This is a genomic window from Accumulibacter sp., from assembly GCF_023806565.1.
Lineage (GTDB): Bacteria > Pseudomonadota > Gammaproteobacteria > Burkholderiales > Rhodocyclaceae > Accumulibacter.
Genome location: NZ_JAMTDV010000058.1, coordinates 1 through 4,211, shown reverse-complemented (window position 1 = coordinate 4,211; position 4,211 = coordinate 1). Strand labels below are relative to the sequence as shown.

Genomic DNA, 4,211 nt, shown 5'->3' with positions numbered 1-4,211 from the left:
GACCTCTACCGCATCCGCAGGTAGGCGACAAGAACGCCGGGGAGTTAACGGTTACATTGAACCGGTACCGCTGCTTCACGCCCATCTCGTCCGTGTCCGGCTGCACGCGCATCGTCATGCTCGATGTCTTCCGACGGCGAAATCGGGCTACGCCGGGTGTAATGACAACATACTGCACCAGCGCCTTTCCCTGGACTTCGACTCGGCGGGGTTGGCGGCTTTCATTGGCAAGGAGCGCAGAGGGAAAAGTGTGCAGCATTTTCCCACAGTCAAGAAAAATCGCCGCAAAACCCCACTCGCATGACGCACAACGCCGGCGGTGCCATGTACACTGTTGTCTCCAAGCAAGGAGTGCGCGATTCATGGGACTGACACACGCCGTTTTCATTGTCATTGCCAGCATGCTCGGCACTGGCATCCTCACCACCACGGGTTTGATGGCAGCGCGCCTGGGGGGGCCCTACGAAATCCTGGCCGTCTGGGTCATGGGTGCGGTGCTGGCGATTTCCGGGGTGATTTGTTATGGCGCAATCATCCGCCGCAACCCGGTGTCGGGCGGTGAGGCAACGATTATCGGGGCCTTCTACTATCCGTCGTGGGGTTATCTGACGGCGATATTGTCCTTTCTGGTGGGTTTTGCCGCGTCAAACGCGGCGGCCAGCATGGCGCTGGCAGCGTATTTCATGACCGGAACCGGCACGACGGAATCGACGGTCGCGGGTTTTGGAGTCGGCAAGCTCCTCGCCATCGGTGCCATCGTCCTGATGACTCTGGTCCACGCCCAGATCAAGGCGCACAACATGCGAATCCAGACGTTGCTGGCGATCCTCAAGTTTCTCCTGCTTCTTGGCGTCGCCACCTGTGGTCTCATGCACATCGACTGGCAGGCGGGTCCACTTACGACCGCGAACTGGCAGGGGGCGACCCTGGATGGCTGGACGCTGTGCCTGCTGTTCTCGGTGTTTACCTACAGCGGCTGGAACGCGGCCATCTATTCCGCCAGCGAATTCCGCCAGCCCGAACGCACCGTGCCGCTGGCGATGCTGGCGGGGACCGGCATTGTCATCGTGCTGTACCTGTCCTTGAATGTTGCGATTCTGGGCAATCTCCCCAGCGGCGAGATTTCGGGCGTCCAAGCCATTGTAGCCCGGCTCGTGGAAGTGCTTTTTGGCGCCGAAGCCTCGCGGGTTTTTGCGCTCCTGATCGCCGTCGTATTGCTGTCGTCCATCGGCGTGTCGTCTTTCGCCGGCCCCAGGGTGCTGCACAGCATTCTCGTCGCACGTCGGCGCGAAGGAGCTACTGCTTCGCCCGTCCCTTCGGGTTTGCTCTGGATTCAGGCGTCGGCGTCCATCCTGCTTGTGGTAACCGGATCTTTCGTTCAGGTGATGGGCCTGATGGGCGTTTTCCTCGGCATTGCGCCGGTGTTGATGGTGTTGGGCATCTACCGCCGGCGCCGTACCGAGGCCGAGTACCACCCTCTCATCCGTTACTTTGTCGCGCCGGTGTTCATCGGCTTTTCTTCCGTGGTCATTCTCATCTCGCTCGTGGGCAATCAGGAAGCCGTCGCCTTTGTCTTTGGTCTTTTCGTCACTTCCGCCAGCCTGATCGTCCTCGAATCTCGCGGCCTGGTGCGCGTGCGCTAGTTTCCATCCGGTTCCAGCTTCTTACGTTTCCATGAGATTCAATCAATTTACCCTTGCCTTCTGCTGCGCACTGGGCAGCGCGAGCTTTTCGGTCCATGCTTTGCAAACCTGCCCGGCGACACAGCGCGCGGCCAGTTCTCCCGTGGTTGCACCAGATCCCGCAGCGACGATTGAAGTCAACCAGGTGGCGCGGCGGCTGGCGGGCCTCGCCCCACCCGCTGATCTTGCGTCGCCTGCCATCGTCCCGTACCTCGATGCTGCGAATGCCGGATGGAAGGCCTACGCCCGCGACTACGGCACGCCACTGGCTGCGTGGGCGGCGCGCCAGGTGCGCCCGGGCAGCGCGCAAACCGTGTTTTACCCCTTCTCCGGGCCTGATCTGCCGAGCATGCTGGCTGTGTTCCCGGGATCTGTGCACTACGTCATGGTCTCGGACCAGTATGCCAACGGGTATTTCGACCCATTTGCCCTCAAGGATCCGCAGTTGACGCGCGTGCTGGAAGACCTCGGCAAGGCATGGATCAGCTTCGGCGAGCGCGGGTTTTTCGTCACTACCGAGCTGAACCAGCGTGGCGGTGGCGAACGCAAGCTGCAACTCACGCCAACCATGATCCTGATGGCCTACGCCGCGCGTCTGGGCTACGAAATCCGCACAATCCGCCCGATCTGCCTCGACGCCGACCTGACGCTGCGGGCGCTCGAGGCGCGCAGCGGCGCTCGCTGGGATTCGGTGCGTCTCGACCTGCGCAAGGCCGAACGAGACATCATCATCGATTACGTCAAGCAGGATCTTTCCGATCGCGGACTGCAAAAGCGCGCGGATGCCCGTGCCTTCATCGAGAGCGTGGCACGTGGCCCTGTGCTCCTGAAGGCGGCGTCGCACCTGCCGCAGATGCCCGCTTTTTCCATCATTCGCGACGCAATTCTGAACGGCGCGCCGCTGGTGGTTCAGGACGAAACCGGGCTTGAGTACGACACCCTGGCGGCACGCTTCCATGTCGCCCTGCATGGCGAATACGTCGGCGCCCACCGTCTGTTCAAGGAAGCCACCAATCCATCGTTGATCAAGGCCTACGCCGAACGCGCCAAAGAGGTGCGGCCACTGGGCTTCCCGCTGGGCTACCGCAAAGAGGCAGGAGCGGCGATTCAAGTGGCGGTGCGCAAGTAAGCGGTCTTGGCGAATCGACAACGCGACTGGCGGGCGATCACTGCGAGCCTCGCTTTCGGCTTGGGAGTGATGTCAAGCGCCGCCGCAGCGATGGAACGAGTCTGCTTCGAGACCAGCGACAACGCCCGGCTCTGCTACCTTGAGCGCAGGCTCGATGACCCGGCAAAGCCGCTGCTGGTGTTCATTCCGGGCTGGACCATGCCCGCGACGATATGGCAACGGCAATTGACGCATTTTGCCGGCCGTTACCCGCTGGTCGCCTTTGATCCGCGCGGGCAAGGCCAGTCGCCGGCCCACCCCAGCGGCTACACCCTGGAAAGACGCGTCGCCGACATCAAGGAACTGCTGGAACGCTTCCCTGATCGCCGGGTGGTACTTGTCGCCTGGTCGCTGGCCGTTCTGGAAACGCTGGCCTATGTGGCGGAACACGGCGAGCAGCGGCTGGCCGGACTGGTGCTCGTGGACAACTCCATCGGCGAAGGGCCGGACGGTCCGGCAAGCACCGGACCGAACCCTTTCTTTAGAGAACTGCGCGAGCAGCGCGAAGCGACCATGCGTCGATTCGCCGCCGCGATATTTCGGACTCCCGTAGACTCCGGCATTCTCGATGACGTCGTCACCAGCACTCTGCAACTGCCGGTGGAGGACAGTATCAGACTGCTTTCCTATTCACGGCCGAGGGCTTTCTGGCGTACCGCGGTTCATGCCAGCAAGCTACCCATTCTTTACCTGGTAACGCCGAAATGGCGCGAACAGGCGCGACTGCTGACCGATCAATGCCCCAACGCGCACGCAGTAGTCTTCAACAAAGCAGGCCACGCCCTGTTTTGGGATCAAGCAACAGCATTCAATGCCGCCCTGGACGATTTTCTGGGGATTCGTGCGGGCAGCGGGAACTAGCACGACACTTCCCGATGCAGACCCAACAATGGCCAACATGCATGAAAATCCCAGTCTGTCGAAGCTCACGACAAGGGCAAGACTTGCCGAAGACGCGAAGCGATTCCGCGAACACTATGGCTTGCAGAAATCACCAGTTCACGCGATGACCTTGATGTTGCGGCCGGTACCCCGTTGCTGAACCTGACCCGGATGGGGAAGCGGTGGTACATCCCCGATCATTCGCCGGCAACTACCCGCGCCCGCTCGACGGGCTGACCAGAGTCTCGCCGGATCGTCGTGCCGAAGGCGTCGACCAGGTAGCCCTTTGGTGAGGAGTTGTCCTGAATGACATCACGCGAAAAAAGTCAGGACCGTACCCATTTCATTCTCCGCAAAGGTAACTCTTGCGGCACTCCTTGCGGGGGAAATAGTGCATTCGCCGCAGTGGAGGTATGCCCTGGCAACCGGTCGGACTCGAGGTTGGGAGAAGCACCAAAGTTCACAATTCGGGATGAAAG

The 4,211-nt window shown here is 61.3% G+C and carries 4 protein-coding genes; all 4 read left to right on the top strand.

What is annotated here, in order from left to right; genetic code table 11:
• Nucleotides 1-304: hypothetical protein (locus tag NFV80_RS06620; protein WP_295328170.1), on the top strand; the 304-nt coding region annotated here is incomplete at its 5' end.
• A gap of 58 nt (nucleotides 305-362) precedes the next feature.
• Nucleotides 363-1,643 carry an amino acid permease gene (locus NFV80_RS06615; protein WP_295328172.1) on the top strand — a complete coding sequence of 427 codons (1,281 nt, stop codon included), beginning with the start codon at nucleotides 363-365 and terminating at the stop codon, nucleotides 1,641-1,643.
• A gap of 31 nt (nucleotides 1,644-1,674) precedes the next feature.
• A complete protein-coding gene (locus NFV80_RS06610) occupies nucleotides 1,675-2,811 on the top strand; it encodes a hypothetical protein (protein WP_296758195.1) in 1,137 nt (378 codons plus the stop codon).
• Nucleotides 2,812-2,817: 6 nt separating this feature from the next.
• Nucleotides 2,818-3,711: an alpha/beta hydrolase gene (locus NFV80_RS06605; protein WP_295328176.1), complete on the top strand. Its 894-nt coding sequence runs from the start codon at nucleotides 2,818-2,820 to the stop codon at nucleotides 3,709-3,711.
• Nucleotides 3,712-4,211: the final 500 nt, after the last annotated feature.

Bases quoted from the DNA above. Each gene is read 5' to 3' on its own strand.
- NFV80_RS06615 (WP_295328172.1), top strand. From the start codon at position 363: ATGGGACTGACACACGCCGTTTTCATTGTCATTGCCAGCATGCTCGGC.
- NFV80_RS06610 (WP_296758195.1), top strand. From the start codon at position 1,675: ATGAGATTCAATCAATTTACCCTTGCCTTCTGCTGCGCACTGGGCAGC.